Raw genomic sequence first — 18986 nt, 5'->3', positions numbered from 1 at the left:
GGTAAGTTACCGCACGGTCAGATCCGAGGAGGCAACGTGGCCGAGTTCCTCGCGCACCTGCGCGATCCCGTGCTGTTCGCGATTCCGGTGTTCGTGCTGTTCGTGACGATCGAAATCGTCGCGGTGCACGTGCTCGGCCACGATGACGGCGTCGTCGGCTACAGCGTCGCCGACACCCGGACGAGCATGCTGATGGGCACGGTCGCCGTCGGCGTCAACGCGCTGTTCCGGCTGGTGATGCTGGTCGTGTTCGCGGCGCTGTTCGAACTGGCCCCGGTCAAGCTCGACCCGCGCGACTGGTGGACGTGGGTGCTCATGCTGCTCGGCCAGGAGCTCGTGTTCTACGCCTACCACCGGGCCAGCCACCGCGTGCGGCTGCTCTGGGCCGGCCACCAGGTGCACCACTCCAGCGAGCACTACAACTTCTCGACGGCATTGCGGCAGAAGTGGACGCCGTACTTCCAGCTGCCGTTCTGGTCGGTGCTGGCGCTGTGCGGCATCCCGCCGTGGATGATCCTGACCGGGCTGTCGATCGACCTCGTCTACCAGTTCTTCGTGCACACCGAGAAGGTCGGCAAGCTGCCCCGCTGGTTCGAGTACGTCTTCAACACCCCGTCCCACCACCGCGTCCACCACGGCAGCGACGAGGCGTACCTGGATTCCAACTACGGCGGCATCCTGATCATCTGGGACCGCATGTTCGGCAGCTTCGTCCCCGAAGGCCGGCGGCCGACGTACGGGCTGACGACCAACATCGGGACGTACAACCTGCTGCGCGTGGGCTTCCACGAGTACGGCTCGATCCTGCGCGACCTGCGCAGGGCCCGGACGTGGCGCGAGCGCGCGGGCTACGTGTTCGGGCCGCCTGGCTGGCAGCCCGTCGGAGCTCGCGCGCTCGCGCCCGCCGAATGACTAGGCGGTGTCCTGCAGGGTCCGCTCGTTCTCCGGGCGCAGCGTCACCGGCAGGCTCGCCAGCGGCGGGCGCTGCCGGGACGTCAGGTCGGTCAGCACCAGTTCCCGCTCGACGCCGTCCGCCGACGCGCCGCGCTGGAACTGCGCCAGCATCGTGGCCGGCGGGATGGCCGTGACCAGCCGGTCGTAGCGCTCCAGGCGGTCGAACAACGTCTGCATGATCTGCCCGGACATCCGGCCGAGCGCCTGCGTGCTCTGGTGCCGGTGCACGCGGTGGCCGAGGTCGACCTGGGCCAGCGCGTCGAGGCCACGCAGCTCCAGCAGGTCGATGAGGTGCCCGATCTCGACGCCGTAGTTCACGACGAACGGGATGCCCTCCAGCACCTCTCGCCGCCCCGCGTACTCGCCGGCCAGCGGCTGGACGAACCCGGACAGCTCCGGCCAGAACATGTTGAGCAGCGGCCGCGCGACCAGCTCGGTGACGCGGCCACCGCCTTCGGGTTCGCTGCCCGCCGCGCCGTTGAGGGGACGGTGGTAGAAGCCCTTGACGTAGGCCACGGACGGGTCGGTGAGCAGCGGGCCGAGCAGCCCGGTGACGTAGCTCGTGGTGAAGTCGTAGAGATCGCCGTCGACGAAGACGACGAGGTCGCCGGTCGTCGCCGCGACGCCCTTCCACAGGGCCTCACCCTTGCCCTGCAGGCCTTCGAGGGCGGGGAAGACGGCGTCCTGCGCGACCACGCGCGCCCCGGCCGCGGCGGCCACCTCGGCGGTGGCGTCGGTCGAGTGACTGTCCACGACGAGGATCTCGTCGACCAGCCGGTGGTGCTCCCGGAGCTCCTCGCGGATGGCGGTGACGATCGCGCCGACGGTGGCTTCCTCGTTCCGGGCCGGGATGACGACGGAAACGGTGGTGCCGCGTTTGGCCGCGACCAGCTCCTCGGCCGTCCAGTCGCCCGCCTTGCTGCTGCGCCGGGCGAGCCAGGTGCCGACCTCCGGTGACACCTGCAGCCGCGCGTTGGTCGTGCGCATGCCTTCCCCTTCCCTCGTTCGGCGTATCCCTCCCGACCGAGGTTCGAGGGCCCGCGTTTCGGCGGCCACTCCCCGGTGCTACCGGGGTGTTACGAGATCGGCGCGGCGGCACCGATCCCGTTAACACGACGACAGTGCGATCGCGCGGGCCGGCTGGGCCTACGCGTCCTCTTCTTCCAGCATCTCCGGCGTCACGGCCGACTCGGTGTCCGGGATGTTCAGGTCCTTGGCCCGCTTGTCGGCCATCGCCAGCAGCCGCCGGATCCGGCCCGCCACCGCGTCCTTCGTCATCTGCGGGTCCGACAGCTGCCCCAGCTCCTCCAGGGACGCCTGCCGGTTGGACAGCCGCAGCCGGCCCGCCGCCAGGAGGTGGTCCGGGGCCGTGTCGCCGAGGATCTCCAGCGCCCGCTCCACGCGGGCCGCCGCGGCCACCGCCGCGCGGGCCGAGCGGCGCAGGTTCGCGTCGTCGAAGTTGGCCAGGCGGTTCGCCGTCGCGCGGACCTCGCGGCGCATCCGCCGCTCTTCCCACTGCAGGACGCTCGCGTGCGCGCCGAGGCGGGTCAGCAGCGCGCCGATCGCGTCGCCGTCGCGGACCACCACCCGGTCCGCGCCGCGGACCTCACGGGACTTCGCCTGGATGCCCATCCGGCGCGCCGCGCCCACCAGCGCCAGCGCCGCTTCCGGGCCGGGGCACGTCACCTCGAGCGACGACGAGCGGCCCGGTTCGGTCAGCGACCCGTGGGCGAGGAACGCGCCCCGCCACGCCGCTTCCGCGTCGGCCACTCCCCCGGACACCACGGCCGCGGGCAGCCCGCGCACCGGGCGGCCGCGCTGGTCGATCAGGCCGGTCTGGCGGGCCAGGCCCTCGCCGTCCTTCACCACGCGCACGACGTACCGGGTGCCCTTGCGCAGCCCGCCGCTGGCGGTGATGACGTGGACGTCCGAATGGTGGCCGTACAGCTCGTGGATCTCCTTGCGCAGCCGTCGCGCGACCGAGCCCGTGTCCAGCTCCGCCTCCACGACCACCCGGCCGGCCACGATGTGCAGCCCGCCGGCGAAGCGAAGCAGCGACGCGACCTCCGCCCGGCGCGGCCCGATCTTCGTGATCTCCAGCCGGCTCAGCTCGTCCTTCACCGCGGCGGTCATCGCCATTACTGCCCCTCCCTGCCTTTCGCTCCTCCCCCGTGCTCCCCGCCGAGACCGAGAGCCTCCCGCATGCACAACGCGAGCGCATCAGGATCATGCCGTCCCGGTACTTCCGGGTCGGCGACCGCCCCCAGGTGCGCGCGGCCGCCCAGCCGCTGCGCCGCGCGGCGGAGATTCGCCGGGTCGGGCACGGAATCGCGGTCCGCGATCACCGCGTCGACCCGTAGATCGGGCGCGTGCTCGAAGAGTACGTCGAGATGCCGCTCCGGCGAGAATCCCGCGGTTTCCCCCGGCTGGGGGACAAGGTTGAGCACGAGCACCTTCGTCGCGGCCGTGTGCACGAGCGCGTCGTGCAGCCCCGGGACGAGCAGGTGCGGCAGCACGCTGGTGAACCAGGAGCCGGGCCCGAGGAAGACGACGTCGGCGGTCAGCACCGCTTCCACCGCTTCTTCGCACGCCAGCGGCGGGCGCCCCGACCGGCCGGTCGAGCGCAGGCTCACGCGCTGCACCTGCCCCGGGGTGGTCGCCACCGCGACCTGACCGCGGATCGTGCGCAACGCCGCCGGATCCTCGCTGTCGAGCCCGCTGACCTGGCCCTCGATGTCGAGGGGTTCCGGCGACATCGGCAGCACCCGGCCCGAGACGCCCATCAGCCGGCAGGCCTCGTCGAGCGCGGCGACCGGGTCGCCGAGCACCTCGAAGAGCCCGGCCAGCAACAGGTTCCCCACCGCGTGCCCGGCCAGTGCGCCGTCGCCGCCGAAGCGGTGCTGGAACACCTCGGCCCACAGCGTGCCGCCGTCCTCCGCGGCGAAGGCGGCGAACGCCTGCCGCAGGTCGCCCGGCGGCAGCAGGCCGAGTTCGCGCCGCAGCCTGCCGGACGATCCGCCGTCGTCGGCCACGGTCACGACCGCGGTGACGTCGGGGGTCACCCGCCGCACCGCGGACAACGTGGCGTGCAGTCCGTGGCCGCCCCCGAGAGCGACCGCGCGCACGTTATTCACGACCAAGGTCGCGGTGCACCACCTTCACGGCCATACCGTCCTCTTTGGACAGACGTTCGGCGAGCTCGACCGAAAGCGCCACGCTGCGGTGCTTGCCGCCGGTGCAGCCCACGGCGAGCGTCAGGTACCGCTTGCCCTCGCGCTTGTAACCGGCGCCGATCAGCCGCAGCAGCTGGTGGTAGCGGTCGAGGAACTCCTCGGCCCCCTCCTGGGAGAGGACGTAGTTGCGGACCTCGCCGTCGAGCCCGGTGTGCTCGCGCAGCTCCGGGATCCAGAACGGGTTCGGCAGGAAGCGGACGTCCATCACCAGGTCGGCGTCCATCGGCAGGCCGTACTTGTAGCCGAAGGACAGCACGGTGACCCGGGTCTGGGTGCTCGACTCGGAGCCGAACGCGTCCTCGATCTTGGCGCGCAGGTCGTGCACCGACAGCGACGACGTGTCGAGCACCAGGTCGGCCTCTTCGCGCAGCGGCTCCAGCAGCGTCCGCTCCGCGGTGATGCCGTCGGCGAGCCGGCCGTCGCCCTGCATCGGGTGGCCGCGGCGGACGGCCTCGAAGCGCCGGACCAGCACCGCGTCGGTCGCCTCCAGGAACAGCACCCGCGGCTTGTAGCCCCGGGCGTCGAGGTCCTTGATCACCGAGGCCAGGTCGTCGGTGAACGCGCGCGAGCGCACGTCCATCACCACCGCCACCTTCGTGATCGCGCCGCGGGCCTGCGCGCCCAGCTCGACCATGGTGGCGATGAGCTCCGGAGGCAGGTTGTCGACGACGAACCAGCCCAGGTCCTCCAGGCACTTGGCCGCCGTGCTGCGGCCCGCCCCCGACAACCCGGACACGACCGCGACCTCCATGCCGGAGCCGCGGATCTCCTCTTGCGCACTCACTGTGTTTCCCTACTCCCCTGCTCCTGTGCCGTTGCTCGCGCCGGACTCCCCGGCCAGCGCGGCGACCACGGCCTCCGCGGTGCGCCTGCCGAAGCCGGGCACCGCCTCGATCTCTTCGACCCTGGCCTGCTTGAGCTTCTTCACCGAGCCGAAGTGCTTGATCAGCGCGGTGCGGCGAGCCTGCCCCAGCCCGGGCACACTGTCCAATTCGGACGTCTGCAGCCGCTTGGACCGCTTCTCGCGGTGGTAGGCGATGGCGAAGCGGTGGGCCTCGTCACGCAGCCGCTGCAGCAGGTACAGCCCCTCCGACGTCCGGGGCAGGATCACCGGATCGGGGTCGGCGGGCAGCCAGACCTCTTCCAGCCGCTTGGCCAGCCCGACCACGGAGATGTCGGTGATGCCGAGCTCGGCCAGCACGTCCGCGGCCGCCGTGGCCTGCGGGCCCGCGCCGTCGACGACCAGCAGGTTCGGCGGGTAGGCGAACTTCTTCGGGCGCCCGGTTTCCGGGTCGAGACCGGGTGTGCTCGACTCTTCCGCGGTTTCCTTGAGGTAGCGGTGGAACCGGCGCCGGACGACCTCGGCGATCGAGGCGACGTCACCCTCCGTGGCCGCCTCGCGCAGCGCGAAGCGCCGGTACTCGGACTTGCGCGCCAGCCCGTCCTCGAAGACCACGAGCGACGCCACGACGTCGCTGCCCTGGATGTGGCTGATGTCGATGCACTCGATGCGCAGCGGCGCGGTGTCGAGGGCGAGGAACTCCTGCAGTTCGGTGAGCGCCGCCGAGCGGGCCGTGAGGTCGCCGGCGCGGCGCAGCTTGTGCTGGGTGAACGCCTCGCCCGCGTTGCGCTGCACGGTCTCGGCCAGTGCCTTCTTGTCGCCGCGCTGCGGCACCCGCAGCTGCACCCGCGAGCCGCGCAATCCGGTGAGCCACTCCGCGACCGCCTCGGCGTCCGCGGGCAGCTCCGGCACCAGGACCTCGCGCGGGACGACCGGGCCGGAGTCGACGTCGTCGCGGGCGTCGAGCTCGGCCTCGTCGCCGTAGAACTGGGTGAGGAAGTGGTCGACCAGGGCCGGGACGTCCATCTCCTCGGCCTTGTCGATCACCCAGCCGCGCTGGCCGCGGACCCGGCCGCCGCGCACGTGGAAGACCTGGACGGCGGCTTCCAGCTCGTCGTGGGCGAACGCCACGACGTCCGCATCCGTGCCGTCGCCGAGCACCACGGCCTGCTTCTCCATGGCGCGGCGCAGCGCGCCGAGGTCGTCGCGCAGCCGGGCGGCCCGCTCGAACTCGAGCTCTTCGGAGGCGGCCGCCATCTCGGCCTCGAGGCGCTTGATCATGACGTCGGTCTTGCCGGCCAGGAAGTCGCAGAAGTCCTCGACGATGTCGCGGTGTTCGTCCGCCGAGACGCGGCCCACGCACGGCGCCGAGCACTTGTCGATGTAGCCGAGCAGGCAGGGCCGGCCGATCTGGCCGTGGCGCCGGAACACCCCGGCCGAGCAGGTGCGCGCGGGGAAGACGCGCAGCAGCAGGTCGAGCGTCTCGCGGATGGCCCAGGCGTGCGCGTACGGGCCGAAGTACCGGACGCCCTTCTTGCGCGCGCCGCGGTAGACGTGCAGGCGCGGGAACTCCTCGTTCAGCGTCACCGCGAGCACCGGGTAGCTCTTGTCGTCGCGGTAGCGGACGTTGAACCGGGGGTCGAACTCCTTGATCCAGTTGTACTCGAGCTGGAGCGCCTCGACCTCGGTGGTGACCACGGTCCACTCGACGCTCGCCGCGGTCGTCACCATCTGGCGCGTGCGCGGGTGCAGGCCGGAGAGGTCGGCGAAGTAGGAGTTCAGCCTGCTGCGGAGGCTTTTGGCCTTGCCGACGTAGATGACCCGCTTGGTCGCGTCGCGGAACTTGTACACGCCAGGGGCATCCGGGATGCTCCCCGGCGAGGGACGGTAGGTGGTCGGGTCAGCCACTCCCCCAGCCTATTTGGCACCACCGACAGTTCTCGCACGCCCCCGGGGCTGCCCCATCGGAAGTAGGGTGTTCGTCCGTTTCCGACCTTCGTCGGTGTCCCGCTCGGTGACGTGGTGGTTACTTTCCGACCGGCCGATCCGGTCCCCCTCCGAAAGGATCCCCACCGTGAGCTCTCTCCGTCTCCTCGGCGCCGCGTCCGCCGCGGCCGTCGCGCTGACCCTCGCCGGTGGCGCGGTCGCCTCCGCGGGCGTCCAGCCGAACATCATCGGCGGCACCACCGCCCCGACGGTCTCCTGGGGCGCGCAGGTCTACGTCAACACCGCCGGGCGCGACTACCAGGGCTTCAACTGCTCGGGCACGGTCATCGCGTCGCGCTGGGTGCTGACCGCGGTGCACTGCCTCGACCAGGACGGCTCGGGCATGTACGTCCGGGTCGGCAGCAACACGCTGCTTTCGGGCACGAAGATCGCCGTCGACAACGAGTACGAGTCCCCGAACGGCGACATCGCGCTGCTGCACCTGGCCTCGGCGACCAGCGCCGCGCCGATCTCGCTGGGCAGCTCGGACCCGGCGACCGGCAGCACCAACCAGATCTACGGCTGGGGCCGCACCACCCCGACCGGCCCGCCGGCGACGTCGCTGAAGACGGCGAACGTCCAGGTGACCGGCCGGTCCACGGACGCCTACGGCGGCCGCGCGATCCAGAGCGTCGGCGTCAACGGCTCGGCGTGGAAGGGCGACTCGGGCGGCCCTCAGGTCTCCGGCGGGGTCCAGGTCGGCGTCGCGTCGACGGTGCAGAACCAGAGCGGCTCGAACACGCGCGGGACGAACAACTACGCGAGCGTGGCGGCGAGCCGGTCCTGGATCCGGACGACCGCGGGCGTGTGAGTCCCCGGGGCGGCGCTCCGGCGCCGTCCCGGTTCTGTCGGTGGTCTGTGGGATGCTCGCGGGCATGCGGATCGCCACCTGGAACGTGAACTCCATCGTCCCCCGCCTGCCCCGCGTCCTGGGTTTCCTGGAGGAGACGGCGCCGGACGTGCTGTGCCTGCAGGAGCTGAAGAACACGACCGAGGCGTTCCCGGCGGCCGAGGTCGAAGCGCTCGGGTACGAGGTAGCGGCGTACGGGCTGGGGCGCTGGAACGGCGTCGGCATCGTGTCGAAGGTGGGCCTGTCGGACGTGGTCCGCGGGCTGCCGGACGAGCCGCGGTTCGACGGGGCTTCGGAGGCCCGCGCGATCGGCGCTACGTGCGGCGGCGTGCGGCTGTGGTCGGTGTACGTGCCCAACGGACGTGAGCCGGACAACCCGCACTACGCGTACAAGCTGGAGTGGCTTGCGTCGCTGCACTCGCTGGTGGCTTCGGAGATTTCGGCCGGGCCGTTCGCGGTGCTCGGGGACTTCAACGTGGCGCCGACGGACGCGGACGTCTGGGACATCGCGTTGTTCGCGGAGTCGACGCACGTGACGAAGCCGGAGCGCGACGCACTGGCCCGGCTGCGCGACCTGGGCCTGTCGGACGTCTTCCCCCGGCCGCTGAAGTACGACCACCCGTTCACGTACTGGGACTACCGGGCGGGGAACTTCCCGAACAACAAGGGCATGCGGATCGACCTGGTGTACGGGAACGAGGCCTTCACCTCCGCGGTGAAGGATTCCTATGTGGACCGCAACGCGCGGAAGGGCAAGGGGCCGTCGGACCACGCCCCGATCGTGGTCGACCTGGACTTGTGACGCCCCTTCTCGTGAGTGGTATTTAGGGTTCTAACCCGAATTACCACTCACGAGAGCCGCGGCAGACTGCTCAGCCGCCGGTGGCCGCGCGGTGCAGCTTGCGCAGGGCCCGCACCGCCTCCACGGCCCGGTCGCGGTCCACGGCCTGCACCGCCATCACCGCGTGGTACTCGTCGTCCGGCAGCTCCAGCCGCGCCCACGACGCACCGTCGGGAAAACTCACCGACAGCACCTCGCTCCACGCGAACCGGCGGGTGATCAGCACGTTCCGGACCTCGATGCCCTCGGCGTCGGCCCGCACGCGCGCGATCGCGAACAGCATCACGCCGCACGCCAGCAGGATGCCGATGCCCACCATCGCCGCCTGGTCGGAGCGCTGGAAGCGGACCCCCGTGTCGCCGTTGCGCAGCAGGACCGCCACCACGACGAACACCGCCAGCAGCGCCACCGCCAGCACGCTGCACATGATCATCGCCCGGCGGGGGCGGATCACCAGCGAAGTCGCCACGCTCACTGGAAACCCCGCTCGGTCCACGGCTGGCGCAGGCTCCGCAGCACGTGCGCGGAGTCCAGGGCGGCCACCGTCGCCTCGTAGCCCTTGTCCTCCTTCGAGCCCGGGCGGCCCGAGCGGTCGACCGCCTGCTCGTGCGTGTCGCACGTCAGGACGCCGTTGCCGACCGGGGTGCTCTCGTCGAGCGCGACCCGGGTGAGGCCCGCCGTCACCGCGTCGCACACGTACTCGAAGTGGGGGGTGCCGCCGCGGATGACCACACCCAGCGCGACCACCGCGTCGTGGTTGCGGGCCAGCGCCTGCGCCACCACCGGGAGCTCGACCGCGCCCGCGACGTGGACGACCGTCGGCTCCTCCTCCAGCTCGGCTTCCTTCGCCGCGACCAGCGCCCGCTCCAGGAGGACATCGGTGATGTCCGCGTTCCAGCGGGTGGCGACGATGCCGAGCTTCAGCGCCTTGCAGTCGGAGAGGTCCAGCTTGACGTCCGGACGGCCTTCGCCGCTCACAGTGCTCCTCCGTCGGAGTGTTCGGTGCGCGCGCCGACCTGGTCGTAGTGCTCCAGCTGGGCCAGGTCGTGGCCCATCCGGTCGCGCTTGGTCCGCAGGTAGCGCAGGTTCTCCGGGTTCGGCGAGATGGGCAGCGGGACGCGGCCGGTGACGCGCAGGCCGTAGCCCTCCAGGCCGATCCGCTTGGCCGGGTTGTTGGACAGCAGCCGCATGGTCCGGACGCCGAGGTCGCAGAGGATCTGCGCGCCGGTGCCGTAGTCGCGGGCGTCGGCCGGGACGCCGAGGGCGAGGTTCGCGTCGACGGTGTCCGCGCCGTCGTCCTGCAGCTGGTAGGCCTGCAGCTTGTGCAGCAGGCCGATGCCGCGGCCCTCGTGGCCGCGGATGTAGAGCACGACGCCACGGCCTTCGGTGGCCACCGCTTCCAGGGCCGCCTCCAGCTGCGGGCCGCAGTCGCAGCGCAGCGAGCCGAAGACGTCGCCGGTGAGGCACTCGGAGTGGACGCGCACGAGGATGTCCTGGCCGTCGCCGATCTCGCCGTAGACGAACGCGACGTGCTCGATGCCGTCCAGGAGCGAGTCGTAGCCGACCGCGCGGAACGTGCCCGCGGCCAGCGGGATGCGGGCCTCGGCGACCCGCTCGACCTGCTTCTCGGTGCGGCGGCGGTAGGCGATCAGGTCGGCGATGGTGATGATCGCCAGGTCGTGGTCGGCGGCGAACACCTCGAGCTCGTCGCGGCGCGCCATGTCGCCTTCGTCCTTCTGCGACACGATCTCGCAGAGCACGCCGGCGGGGGCGAGCCCGGCCATCCGGGCCAGGTCGACCGACGCCTCGGTGTGCCCGGGGCGGCGCAGCACGCCGCCTTCCTTGGCCCGCAACGGCACGACGTGGCCGGGGCGGCGGAAGTCCTTCGCCGTGGACGACGGGGCGGCCAGCAGCCGGATCGTGTGCGCGCGGTCGGCGGCGGAGATGCCGGTGCTGATGCCCTCCGCGGCGTCGACCGTGACGCTGTACGCGGTGCCGCGCGCGTCCTGGTTCGTGTGGTACATCGGGGGCAGGTCCAGCCGGTCCGCTTCGGACTCGGTCAGCGCCACGCAGACGTACCCCGAGGTGTAGCGGACCATGAAGGCCAGCAGCTCCGGCGTCGCCTTCTCGGCGGCGAAGATGAGGTCGCCCTCGTTCTCGCGGTCCTCGTCGTCGACCACGACGACCGGGCGGCCCGCCGCGATGTCCGCGATGGCCCGCTCGATGGCGTCGGCGTCGAACACCGCTCCGGCGCCGCAGGGGGTCCAGCCTGCTTCGGGCTCTGCCGCGCTCGTCTCACTCATGACCGCTCCTCCGTGCCGCCGTCCCGATTGTGCGCCTGGTCGCGGATATGTGCCTCGGCCAGCTTTTCCACGTACTTCGCGACCACGTCGACCTCGAGGTTGACCAGGTCACCGGGCTCACGGCGGCCCAGGGTGGTCACTTCCAGGGTGGTCGGGATCAGGGCGACCGAGAACTGGTCGTCACCGATCGCCGCGACCGTCAGCGAGACGCCGTCGACCGCGATCGAGCCCTTCTCGACCACGTACCGGGCCAGGTGCTTCGGCAGCGCGAACGTCGTGACGCCGTTCTCGTCGCGGCCGAGGAACACGCCGGTCCCGTCGACGTGGCCCTGCATGATGTGCCCACCGAGCCGGCCGCCGGCCGGGGTGGCGCGCTCGAGGTTGACCCGGTCGCCGACCGCGACCTTGGCCAGGCTGGAGCGCTGCAGCGTCTCGTGGACGACGTCGACGGTGAACTCGCCACCCGCCACCTCGACGACCGTGAGGCAGACGCCGCTGACCGCGATCGAGTCGCCGTGCCCGGCGTCGCTGGTGACCAGCGGGCCGCGGACGCGCAGCCGGGCCGCGTTCGTCAGCTGCTCGACCGCGGTGACTTCGCCGATCTCCTCGACTATGCCGGTGAACACGTGCGCTGCCTCCTCGTGAGCCGGTCTGTGAGCCGGTCCTTCCATCCAACACCCGCCACGGCCCGGAGGCTTCCCCGGTGCCGCTGCGAGGTCAGCCGGCGCGGCCGCGGGCCGCCTGCTCGCGCAGCGCGGCGACCGCCTTGCCCGGGTCGGCGGCGCCGTAGACGGCGGAGCCGGCGACGAAGCAGTCGACGCCGGCCTCGGCGGCCTGCTCGATGGTGTCGGCGTTGATGCCACCGTCGATTTCGACGATCAGCTTCAGGTGCCCGGTGTCGACCAGGCGCCGCGCGGTGCGGACCTTCTCGAGGACGTCGGCGATGAAGGACTGCCCGCCGAAGCCCGGCTCGACCGACATGACCAGCAGCGTGTCGTAGTGCTTGAGCGCGTCGAGCCACGGTTCGAGCGCGGTGCCCGGCTTGAGCGACAGGCCGGCCTTCGCGCCCGCGGCGCGCAGGTTCTTCGCCAGCGCGACCGGGTCCTTCGCGGCCTCGGCGTGCACGGTGACGTTGTAGGCGCCGGCCTCGGCGTACCCGACCGCCCAGCGGTCCGGGTCGTCGATCATCAGGTGGCAGTCGATCGGCAGGTCGGTGCTCTGGATCAGCGCTTTGGCCACGGGCAGGCCGAGGGTCAGATTGGGCACGAAGTGCGCGTCCATGACGTCGACGTGGACCCAGTCGGCGCGGGTCTCCCCCGCGCCGGCCACGGCGGCGATCTCGTCGCCGAGCCGGGCGAAGTCGGCCGCGAGGATGCTGGGTGCGATCAAAGGTCGGACTGCCACGTCCCGAGTGTAGGAGGACGGCGCTAACGCTCGCTAACCGGTTGTGACCAGGATCTGGCTCCGGAGAGGGAGGTCACGGCACCCCGGGTCGCCCTAACCTCGACCACATGTCCGGATTCCTGGCCTCCCTGGCGCGGATCGGCAGCTACCGCAGCCTGCCGTACGCCATCGCGTGTGCCGTCCTCACCGTGCCGATCTCCCCCTTCGCCTTCGCTGTCGCGGTGTCGGTCGAGGCCGACTCCCGCGTGCGGGCGCTGCTCGCCTTGCTCGCCCTGGCGGTGCTGATGGGGCTGCTGGGCCTGCTGGGACCGGTCCGGCGGCTCGGCATCGGCCTGGCGAACACCCTGCTCGGCACCGCCGTCCCGGCCCCGGACGGGCGACCCGACGCCGGTTCGCGGCTGCGGTCGGGGCTGTGGCTCGCCCTGCACACGGCGCTGAGCGGCATCCTGCTCACCGTGCTCGCCTTCCTGAGCCTGGGCCTGCTGGTGCCCGAGGTCTGGCTGGCCGGCGGCCAGGACACCATCAGCCTCTTCTGGGACGAAGTCCCGCTCGGCGGGTGGACCGTCCCCTTCGGGGTCGTGCTGCTCTTCGCGGCGGTGGTGCTGACCGCGGGCGCCACCCGCGGTTTCCGGACCGGCGCGGAGGCGCTGCTCGGCCCGTCGGAGACCGAACGCGCGGCGCGGGCCGAACGCCGCTCGGCCGTGCTCGCCCAGCGCAACCGGCTGGCCCGCGAGCTGCACGACTCGATCGGGCACACGCTGACGACGTCGACGATCCAGGCGGCCGCCGCGGCCGAGCTGGTCGAGGCGGACCCCGCCCAGGTGCGGCGCGCACTCGGCACGATCGAAGAAGCGTCCCGGAGCGCCCTGGAGGACCTCGACCACGTCCTGGGCCTGCTGCGCGAGGAGCCGGCCGCGAAGGCGCCGACGCGCACCCTGGCCGAAGTCGACGTCCTCGCCGTGCGCGCCCGCGAAGCCGGGCTCGACGTCCGGCTGGCCGTCACCGGCCCGGTCGCCGCGTTGCCCGCCACGGTGTCGCGCGAGGGCTACCGGATCGTGCAGGAGGGCCTGACCAACGCGTTGCGCCACGCCGGCCCGGGCACGGTCGACGTCCGGGTCGAGGCCGGGCCGGACCGCCTCGGCATCGCGGTGGTCAACGCGCTGCCCGGCGACGGGCCGCGGACCGGGCGGCGCGGGCTGGCCGGGCTCGCCGAGCGCGTCGAAGCGCTGCGCGGCGAGCTCGACGCCGGCCCGGACGGGCAGCAGTGGCGGCTGCGGGCGTCCATCCCGCTGCGGGCGGGAGCGTGACGCCCACGGTGCTGCTCGCCGACGACGAGCCGCTGGTCCGCACCGGGCTGCGGGCGCTGCTGGAGCAGCAGGGCCTGCCGGTGGTCGGCGAGGCGGCCGACGGCGGCGAGGTGCTGGCCGCGGTGCGGCGGACCGGGCCGGACGTCGTGCTGATGGACGTCCGGATGCCCGGCACGGACGGCATCGAGGCCACCCGGCAGGTGCTCGCGGCGCTCGCGGATCCCCCGAAGATCCTGGTCGTCACGACGTTCGACAACGACGACTACGTGCACGAGGCGCTGCTGGCCGGGGCCAGCGGGTTCCTGCTGAAACGGGCGCGCAAGGAGGAGATCGCGCACGCCGTGCGGACGGTCGCCGCCGGCGAGTCGCTGCTGTTCCCGGCGGCGATCCGGCGGCTGGTGCGCGGGCGGCCGCCGGGCGGCGCGCACGCACGGGCGGCGAAGACGCTCACCCGCCGCGAGGCCGAGGTGCTGCGGCTCATCGCCACCGGACTGTCCAATCAGGACATCGCGACGGCGCTGGTGATCAGCCTGGAGACGGTGAAGACCCACGTGGGCAACATCTTCGCCAAGCTCGGCGCCGGCAACCGCAGCCAGGCCGTGGTGATCGCGTACGAGGCGGGCGTGGTGCGGCCGGGCCACCTCGACGGTCACTGACGATGGTGGGGTAAACCGCAGGAAGATCCGGTGGTTCACCCCATCCCGCCCGGCGTCCCGGCGCCCTAACCTGGGTTTTCCGAGACACAGGGGGTTCTTTCCATGCGGAAGTCACTGCGGGCCGTCACCGCCGGCACGCTCGTCGCACTGCTCGCCGCCACCACCGCCGCGCCGGCGCTCGCGGCCACTGCGGATCCGGTGCAGCAACGCCTCGACGTCCTGACGGCGCAGGACGGCGTCCCCGGCGCCGAGGCGGTGATCCAGGACGGCCACCGGACCCGGGTCGTCCGCAGCGGCGCGGGCGACATCGCCACCGGGAAACCGTTCCCGCGCAACGGTTCCTTCCGTGCGGGCAGCGTGACGAAGACGTTCGTCGCGACGGTGGTCCTGCAGCTGGTCGCCGAGGGCCGGATCCGGCTCGACGCACCGGTCGCGCGGTACCTGCCGGGGCTGCTGCCCGACGGCCGGATCACGGTCCGTCAGCTGCTCCAGCACACCAGCGGTCTCTACAACTACACGGACGACATCGACCGGTCGGACCCGGAAGCCCTGCGGCACCGGGGAGCGGAGCCGGCCGAGCTGGTGGCCATGGCGCTGCAGCACCCGGCGCTGTTCCCGCCGGGCACGAAGTGGTCGTATTCCAACACGAACTACATCGTGGCCGGGATGCTCGCCGAGAAGGTGACCGGCAAGGCGTTGACCGACCTGATCGCGCACCGGATCACCCGGCCGCTGGGCCTGCACGACACGTACCTGCCCCGCCGGGGCGACGAGCGGCTGCCGGCCCCGCACGCCGTCGGCTACCTCCCGTTCGCCGGGAACCTGGTGGACTTCAGCGACTTCGACTCGACGATCGCCTGGGCGGCGGGCGGCCTGATCTCCACCCCGGCGGACCTGGACGGGTTCTACGGAGCCCTCCTGGGCGGGCGGCTCCTGCGGCCTGCCGAGCTGGCGGAGATGCAGCGGACGGTCCCGGCCGACCTGGGCGCGCCGGGCGCGGGCTACGGGCTCGGGCTGGGCAGCCTCCCGGTGTCGTGCGGGGTGTTCTGGGGCCACCAGGGCGGAATCATCGGCTTCACGAACCTGGCGGGCGTGGGGCCGCGCGATCGCCGGGCGGCGGTGGTGCTGAACCAGAACCCGACGCCGGCCGAGACGAACCAGCACCTGTTCGCGGCCATGGACGCGGCGGTGTGCCCTTAGGCGCCCGGAATTGTCGGTGGTCTCCGGTAGCGTGGAAATCGGGGGGCGCCCCCGCGAGCACCTCGGCTCAGGGCAGCAGGTCGAGTGCCTCGGTCCACGGCCGCCGGACGTCCAGGCGGTGCAACGTCACCCCGGCGCCCGCGAGGGTGTCGAGGTGGCGCTGCCACGCCGGGTGGTGCACCCGGGTGTCCTGGATCTGGTACGCCACCACCATCGTGATCCCCGGCGCGCCCAGCACGTCGCCGAGCACCGTCAACGCCTGGTTGTCCGCGATGCCCAGCGCGAGCTTGGCGACCGAGTTCGCCGACGCCGGCGCGAACAGGAACACCGTGGGATCCGGGTGCGGCCGGGGCTCGCCGGGCAGCCGGGACACGCTGCGGACCGGCAGGTCCGTGCAGGCGGCGACGTCGGCGAGCGCGCCGGTCGCGTCGAGCCAGCGGTGCGCGGTCGGCGTCAGCGTGATCGCCGGGCGCCAGCCGCGCTCGGCCGCGGGGCGGGCCAGCTCGGCGGCGAACCGGACGTCCAGCCCGCCGCACGAGCCGGCGACCAGCCCGAGGTCCCTCACGGTTTGCGCAGCACGGCGCAGAACATCGCGTCCGTGCCGTGGCGGTGCGGCCACAGCTGGACGTACGGCCCGTCGCCGAGCTCCGGGACGCCGGGGAAGAACTCGCGCGCGTCCAGCACCTCGGCCTTCAGCCGCCGCGCCGTCTCCGCGAAGACGCCCTCGGTCTCGGCCAGGTGCGGCGAGCAGACGACGTAGGTCAGCGCGCCACCGGGCCGCAGCAGCTCGTAGGCCGCGGTGATCAGCTCGCCCTGCAGCTTCGTCAGGTCCGCGACGTCGGAGGGCTGGCGGCGCCACCGCGCCTCCGGCCGCCGCCGCAGCGCGCCGAGCCCGCTGCACGGCGCGTCGACGAGGATCCGGTCGTAACCCGGCTCCAGGCCGCTCTCGCGCCCGTCGGCGACGCGCACCTTCACCGGCAACCCGCTCGTGGCCTTCTCGACGAGCTTCGCGCGGTGCGGGGCCTTCTCGACGGCGTCCACGGACGCCCCGCTCAGCGCGGCCAGCGCGCCGAGCAGCGCCGCCTTGCCGCCGGGCCCGGCGCAGAGGTCGAGCCAGCGCTCGTCGGTGCCTTCGACCGGCACCTTCGTCGCGGCGATCGCGCAGAGCTGGCTGCCCTCGTCCTGCACCGCGGCGAGCCGCTCGCGGACCGGCTCGGCGTCGGCCGGGTCGCCGGCACCGGCGGGCAGGCGCACGCCGTACGGCGAGTACGGCGCCGGGTCGCCGCCGGTGATCGCGGCGAGCTCGTCCGCGCTGATCTCGCCCGGGCGGGCGACGAGGTGCACCTCGGGGCGTGCGTCGTCGGCTTCCAGGGCCGCCTTGAGGCCGGCGCCCTTGTCACCCAGCGCTTCGGCGAACGAGCGGGCGATCCAGCGCGGGTGCGCGGTGCGCAGCGCGTAGGCCCCGATCGGGTCGGCCGCCTCGTCCGGCGCCAGCTCGTCGAGCCACGCGGCTTCGTCCTTTTCGGACACCTTGCGCAGGATGGCGTTCGCGAAACCCGTGGCCCACGAACCGGCTTCCGCGCGCACGAGGTCCACAGTGGACGTGACGGCGGCGTGCTCGGGGATGCGCGTGCGCAGCAGCTGGTAGACGCCGAGGCGCAGCGCGTCGAGCACCGCCGGGTCGGTCTGCTTGAGCGGGCGCTCGGCGCAGGACTCGATGATCGCGTCGAGCAGGCCCTGCGCCCGCGAGGTGCCGTACGCGAGCTCGGTGGCCAGCGCGGCGTCGCGGCCGGTGATGCGCCGTTCCCGCAGCAGGTCCGGCAGGACGAGGTTGGCGTAGGCGTCCTTCGTGCGGACGGCCGCGAGGACGTCGAACGCGGCCTGCCGGGCCGGGTCGACCTCCGGCGGGCGGCGCGGCCCCTCCTTGCGCGGTGCCGGACGGCCCCGCTGCGGCCGTGACGGGCGTCGTTCCCTGTGGTCGTTCACCGGAGGCGCTCTCCCTGGTCGATCCTTGTTCCGCGCGCCCAGTCGGTGGCCGCCATCCGTTTCTTGCCGGGTGCCTGGACTTCGCCGAGCCGCAGCGGCTTCGTCGCCGTCCCGACCAGCACCCGTTTGCGTTCGACCACGATCTCGCCCGGCGGCGGGCCGGGTTCGTCGAGCACCGTGACCGGGCCGAGCTTGAAGCGTTCCCCGCGGAACTCCGCCCAGGCGCCCGGGTCCGGGCTGACCGACCGGATCTGCCGGTCGACCGCCGACGCCGGGTCCGCGAACGACACCCGCGCGTCCTCGACGGTCACCTTCGGCGCGTAGCTGACACCTTCGGCAGGCTGCTCCCGCGCGACGAGGCTTCCGTCGGCCAGACCGTCCATCGTGGACAGCAGCAGCTTGGCCCCGGACTCCGCGAGCCGCCCGAGCAGCGCGCCGGCGGTGTCGGTGGCGCCGATCGCCTCGGTGACGACGCCGTAGACCGGGCCGGCGTCGAGTTCCTTGACGATCCGGAAGGTCGAGGCGCCGGTGATCTCGTCGCCGGCGCGGATCGCGGCCTGCACGGGCGCGGCGCCCCGCCACGCGGGCAGCAGCGAGAAGTGCAGGTTCACCCAGCCCAGCCGCGGGATGTCGAGGGCGGCCTGCGGGAGCAGCGCCCCGTAGGCGACGACCGGGCAGGCATCCGGCGCGAGCTCGGTCAGCCGCGCGAGGAAGGCCGGATCACCGGCGCGCGCGGGCGTGAGGACCTCGATGCCGTGTTCATCGGCGAGCGCGCCGACGGGCGACCGCAGGACGCGGCGGCCACGCCCGGCCTGCGCATCGGGCCGCGTGACGACGGCGACGACCTCGTGCCGCCCGGAATCGAGCAGGGCACGCAGGGCGGGGACCGCCGGGTCGGGAGTGCCGGCGAAGACGAGCTTCATCGGCCCACCCCCGGCGGAAGCGGGGTTTCAGGTGGCTGGAACATCGGGGCCGAGTCTAGAAGGCCCGCCCGGACGGGGCGCGCCAGTGCCCCGATGTGCCGGGCCGCAGCTCAGGCGGGGTTGCCCACAGCCCGGCGGCGATGTGGACAACCAGGCCGGCCGCCGCCGCTTTGCCGGCTTTTCGTCGGTCGCGCTCGATACGCTGGAACCGGGGGGCGCCCCCGGGGCGTGGGGCGCTGCTCGGCGAGCGTGGGGCTCGGTGGTCGGGGGCGGCGGAAGCCGTCGGGGGCGGGGTGGTGAAGTCGGTCGTTGCTGCGGTGCTCTGTGGTGGAAGCGGCCTTCGGCCGGAGGTGCCCGGGGCGCTTCGGGTGGCGGGGTTCGGTGCCCACCACCCCGAAGCCGTGATAATCCCGGAAGGCAAAGGTGGTCTCATCCTGATAGACGACATCGGCGGGGATCTCCCCACCAATGATCCGTTCGAACAGGGTCTCGTCCTCAGTTC

The 18986-nt window shown here is 72.7% G+C and carries 19 protein-coding genes and 1 pseudogene; 6 read left to right on the top strand and 14 right to left on the bottom strand.

The window, feature by feature from the left end; genetic code table 11:
• Positions 1-36 precede the first annotated feature (36 nt).
• Entirely contained in the window at positions 37-912 is an 876-nt protein-coding gene (locus ACWED2_RS20765; RefSeq protein ID WP_449692108.1) for a sterol desaturase family protein, read from the top strand.
• On the opposite strand, the gene ACWED2_RS20760 is transcribed toward ACWED2_RS20765, so the two are convergent.
• The 5 genes from ACWED2_RS20760 to uvrC all read right to left on the bottom strand — a co-directional run bounded on the left by ACWED2_RS20760 (position 913) and on the right by uvrC (position 6936).
• Positions 913-1941, bottom strand: a complete 1029-nt coding sequence (locus ACWED2_RS20760) for a glucosyl-3-phosphoglycerate synthase (protein ID WP_449692107.1) — start codon at positions 1939-1941, stop codon at positions 913-915.
• Positions 1942-2100: 159 nt separating this feature from the next.
• Positions 2101-3093, bottom strand: coding sequence for a DNA-binding protein WhiA (gene whiA, locus ACWED2_RS20755; RefSeq protein ID WP_043788299.1), 993 nt, complete (start codon positions 3091-3093; stop codon positions 2101-2103).
• Positions 3093-4079, bottom strand: a complete 987-nt coding sequence (locus tag ACWED2_RS20750; protein WP_449692106.1) for a gluconeogenesis factor YvcK family protein — start codon at positions 4077-4079, stop codon at positions 3093-3095. The genes whiA and ACWED2_RS20750 overlap by 1 nt, the downstream gene beginning before the upstream one ends.
• A gap of 1 nt (position 4080) precedes the next feature.
• Entirely contained in the window at positions 4081-4938 is an 858-nt protein-coding gene (rapZ, locus tag ACWED2_RS20745) for an RNase adapter RapZ (protein WP_449665199.1), read from the bottom strand.
• Between the two features lie 42 nt (positions 4939-4980).
• Positions 4981-6936 carry an excinuclease ABC subunit UvrC gene (gene uvrC / locus ACWED2_RS20740; protein ID WP_449692105.1) on the bottom strand — a complete coding sequence of 652 codons (1956 nt, stop codon included), beginning with the start codon at positions 6934-6936 and terminating at the stop codon, positions 4981-4983.
• Between the two features lie 166 nt (positions 6937-7102).
• Here uvrC and ACWED2_RS20735 point away from each other — a divergent pair, with 166 nt between their 5' ends.
• Together ACWED2_RS20735 and ACWED2_RS20730 are read left to right on the top strand one after the other, a co-directional pair.
• Positions 7103-7825 carry a S1 family peptidase gene (locus ACWED2_RS20735; RefSeq protein WP_449692104.1) on the top strand — a complete coding sequence of 241 codons (723 nt, stop codon included), beginning with the start codon at positions 7103-7105 and terminating at the stop codon, positions 7823-7825.
• 64 nt (positions 7826-7889) lie between these two features.
• Positions 7890-8666 (top strand): exodeoxyribonuclease III, encoded by a 777-nt coding sequence (locus ACWED2_RS20730; protein ID WP_449692103.1) that lies wholly within the window; start codon positions 7890-7892, stop codon positions 8664-8666.
• A 70-nt stretch (positions 8667-8736) separates the two neighbouring features.
• Here the strand turns inward: ACWED2_RS20730 and ACWED2_RS20725 are convergent, their stop codons facing one another.
• The 5 genes from ACWED2_RS20725 to rpe all read right to left on the bottom strand — a co-directional run bounded on the left by ACWED2_RS20725 (position 8737) and on the right by rpe (position 12397).
• A complete protein-coding gene (locus ACWED2_RS20725; RefSeq protein ID WP_191314254.1) occupies positions 8737-9180 on the bottom strand; it encodes a PH domain-containing protein in 444 nt (147 codons plus the stop codon).
• Positions 9177-9683, bottom strand: a complete 507-nt coding sequence (gene ribH, locus ACWED2_RS20720; RefSeq protein WP_176176252.1) for a 6,7-dimethyl-8-ribityllumazine synthase — start codon at positions 9681-9683, stop codon at positions 9177-9179. Before ribH ends, ACWED2_RS20725 begins: the two co-directional genes overlap by 4 nt.
• Positions 9680-11008, bottom strand: a complete 1329-nt coding sequence (locus tag ACWED2_RS20715; protein WP_449692102.1) for a bifunctional 3,4-dihydroxy-2-butanone-4-phosphate synthase/GTP cyclohydrolase II — start codon at positions 11006-11008, stop codon at positions 9680-9682. Before ACWED2_RS20715 ends, ribH begins: the two co-directional genes overlap by 4 nt.
• Positions 11005-11634 (bottom strand): riboflavin synthase, encoded by a 630-nt coding sequence (locus tag ACWED2_RS20710; protein WP_449692101.1) that lies wholly within the window; start codon positions 11632-11634, stop codon positions 11005-11007. Before ACWED2_RS20710 ends, ACWED2_RS20715 begins: the two co-directional genes overlap by 4 nt.
• A 91-nt stretch (positions 11635-11725) precedes the next feature.
• Entirely contained in the window at positions 11726-12397 is a 672-nt protein-coding gene (gene rpe, locus ACWED2_RS20705) for a ribulose-phosphate 3-epimerase (protein ID WP_449692252.1), read from the bottom strand.
• A 122-nt stretch (positions 12398-12519) separates the two neighbouring features.
• Here rpe and ACWED2_RS20700 point away from each other — a divergent pair, with 122 nt between their 5' ends.
• From ACWED2_RS20700 to ACWED2_RS20690, 3 genes are all read left to right on the top strand, one after another.
• The gene (locus tag ACWED2_RS20700) at positions 12520-13719 is read left to right on the top strand and encodes a sensor histidine kinase (protein WP_449692100.1); all 1200 of its coding nucleotides are present in this window, start codon (positions 12520-12522) and stop codon (positions 13717-13719) included.
• Entirely contained in the window at positions 13716-14375 is a 660-nt protein-coding gene (locus ACWED2_RS20695) for a response regulator (RefSeq protein ID WP_449692099.1), read from the top strand. Before ACWED2_RS20700 ends, ACWED2_RS20695 begins: the two co-directional genes overlap by 4 nt.
• 102 nt (positions 14376-14477) lie before the next feature.
• Positions 14478-15575, top strand: a complete 1098-nt coding sequence (locus tag ACWED2_RS20690) for a serine hydrolase domain-containing protein (protein ID WP_449692098.1) — start codon at positions 14478-14480, stop codon at positions 15573-15575.
• Between the two features lie 67 nt (positions 15576-15642).
• Here ACWED2_RS20690 and ACWED2_RS20685 read toward each other — a convergent pair whose 3' ends face one another.
• The 4 genes and pseudogenes from ACWED2_RS20685 to ACWED2_RS20670 form a co-directional block, all read right to left on the bottom strand.
• Entirely contained in the window at positions 15643-16140 is a 498-nt protein-coding gene (locus ACWED2_RS20685; protein WP_449692097.1) for a flavoprotein, read from the bottom strand.
• Positions 16137-17561, bottom strand: coding sequence for an RsmB/NOP family class I SAM-dependent RNA methyltransferase (locus ACWED2_RS20680; protein WP_449692096.1), 1425 nt, complete (start codon positions 17559-17561; stop codon positions 16137-16139). The genes ACWED2_RS20685 and ACWED2_RS20680 overlap by 4 nt, the downstream gene beginning before the upstream one ends.
• Positions 17558-18484, bottom strand: coding sequence for a methionyl-tRNA formyltransferase (gene fmt / locus ACWED2_RS20675; RefSeq protein ID WP_449692095.1), 927 nt, complete (start codon positions 18482-18484; stop codon positions 17558-17560). The genes ACWED2_RS20680 and fmt overlap by 4 nt, the downstream gene beginning before the upstream one ends.
• 407 nt (positions 18485-18891) lie before the next feature.
• Positions 18892-18986, bottom strand: a pseudogene (locus tag ACWED2_RS20670) (histidine triad nucleotide-binding protein); the annotation flags it as partial.

It is taken from the genome of Amycolatopsis sp. NPDC005003 (assembly GCF_053600695.1).
This window is presented reverse-complemented; position numbering and strand designations above follow the sequence as displayed.

Excerpts from the sequence above, each read along its gene's own strand:
- ACWED2_RS20760 (WP_449692107.1), bottom strand. The coding sequence starts at position 1,941 with ATGCGCACGACCAACGCGCGGCTGCAGGTGTCACCGGAGGTCGGCACC.
- whiA (WP_043788299.1), bottom strand. The coding sequence starts at position 3,093 with ATGGCGATGACCGCCGCGGTGAAGGACGAGCTGAGCCGGCTGGAGATC.
- rapZ (WP_449665199.1), bottom strand. The coding sequence starts at position 4,938 with ATGGAGGTCGCGGTCGTGTCCGGGTTGTCGGGGGCGGGCCGCAGCACG.
- ACWED2_RS20730 (WP_449692103.1), top strand. The coding sequence starts at position 7,890 with ATGCGGATCGCCACCTGGAACGTGAACTCCATCGTCCCCCGCCTGCCC.
- ACWED2_RS20715 (WP_449692102.1), bottom strand. The coding sequence starts at position 11,008 with ATGAGTGAGACGAGCGCGGCAGAGCCCGAAGCAGGCTGGACCCCCTGC.
- ACWED2_RS20700 (WP_449692100.1), top strand. The coding sequence starts at position 12,520 with ATGTCCGGATTCCTGGCCTCCCTGGCGCGGATCGGCAGCTACCGCAGC.
- ACWED2_RS20690 (WP_449692098.1), top strand. The coding sequence starts at position 14,478 with ATGCGGAAGTCACTGCGGGCCGTCACCGCCGGCACGCTCGTCGCACTG.
- fmt (WP_449692095.1), bottom strand. The coding sequence starts at position 18,484 with ATGAAGCTCGTCTTCGCCGGCACTCCCGACCCGGCGGTCCCCGCCCTG.